Source organism: Alloprevotella sp. OH1205_COT-284 (assembly GCF_003859795.1).
GTDB lineage: Bacteria > Bacteroidota > Bacteroidia > Bacteroidales > Bacteroidaceae > Alloprevotella.
Genome location: NZ_RQYI01000057.1, coordinates 1 through 1,176, shown reverse-complemented (window position 1 = coordinate 1,176; position 1,176 = coordinate 1). Strand labels below are relative to the sequence as shown.

The 1,176-nt window shown below is 51.8% G+C and carries 1 protein-coding gene; it reads right to left on the bottom strand.

The window, feature by feature from the left end:
• Nucleotides 1–28: 28 nt before the first annotated feature.
• A complete protein-coding gene (locus tag EII14_RS08990) occupies nt 29–1,138 on the bottom strand; it encodes an IS256 family transposase (protein WP_255422154.1) in 1,110 nt (369 codons plus the stop codon).
• Between the last annotated feature and the right edge of the window lie 38 nt (nt 1,139–1,176).

Sequence of the window (1,176 nt, the reverse complement as noted above, 5' to 3'; positions counted from 1 at the left end):
TTTGTGGTGTTGATTTTAGGTTATCGTTTTACTGTATTTCCCATTCTCTAAAGTACGGCAGTCTCCTTGCATACGCCCCCTCGGTCTTCTCTCGAGCCACACTCCCCAAGAGATAAACTACGGAGGAGGCCGAAGGCATAGCCCCACGCATGAGCAAGGTGCGCTTATAACTGCGATTGAGGCGTTCCACCCGGTTGGTCGAATAAATCATACGTCTTACCCCTTCGGGAAAGCGTAAATAGGTGAAATAAGCCGCGTTGCGCTCCTGCCCTAAGCGCAGAAGAGAGGGGTATTTCCTCCCCCAACGCTGGGCAAAGGTACGCAAATTTTCATAAGCTTCGAGCGGAGAGACGACCCTTCCTTCCACAGGAAAGAGCGTTTTCAACTCCTCGATCACCTTCACCTTGTCTTTGGCGGACACGCAATTCAGCACCTTACGTTTGAAGTGAACCACGCAAAGCTGATGCAGCGCCGTGGGAAAAGCCGAGCAAACGGCATTCTCAATGCCACTCAAAGCATCAGAGACGATCAGGTCGATTTGCTTCACTCCTCGCTCCCTAAGGGCTTGCAGTTCCATTTCCCAAGCTATCGCCCCTTCCGTGGGATGATTCACCAGGGTGAGCACCTCCCGACTACCATCGGGCAGCAGCCCCAACATCGTGTAATAAGCCTCCTTCGAAACGCTCCCATCGCGGCGTGTGGCGCAGAAAGTGGCGTCGATATACACCGCCAAATAGCGCGGCGAGAGGCGGCGAGAGAGCCACTGGCTGATCTCCTCATAACAAGCGCCGGACAAGTGGCTCACCTGCTGTTTGCTGTAATGATGGCCATAAATGCGTTCACAAACCTCCGAGATGTCCTCACAAGAAAGGCCACGGGAATACAACTCGTGGAAAAGCAAGGCTCGCTCACTCTCCCGGGAAGACAAAATACCGAGAATCAGGGGCTGAAAAGCGCCTGAACGTGTGCGAGGAATGCGAAGTTCGAAACTACATCCATACCCCCGCCAACGACGAGGACGAAAGCCATTACCTTGTTCCCCCGAATGTTCTTGGAGAAAAAGAGAGCGTTCTTGTTTGGAAAAACTATCCAATAACACACGCATTAGTTCGTTAAAACCGGCCTCACTAGAGACCATTTCAGAAATAAATTCCGATCTTTGTTCCATCGTAAGCT

Bases quoted from the DNA above. Each gene is read 5' to 3' on its own strand.
- EII14_RS08990 (WP_255422154.1), bottom strand. From the start codon at position 1,138: ATGGTCTCTAGTGAGGCCGGTTTTAACGAACTAATGCGTGTGTTATTG.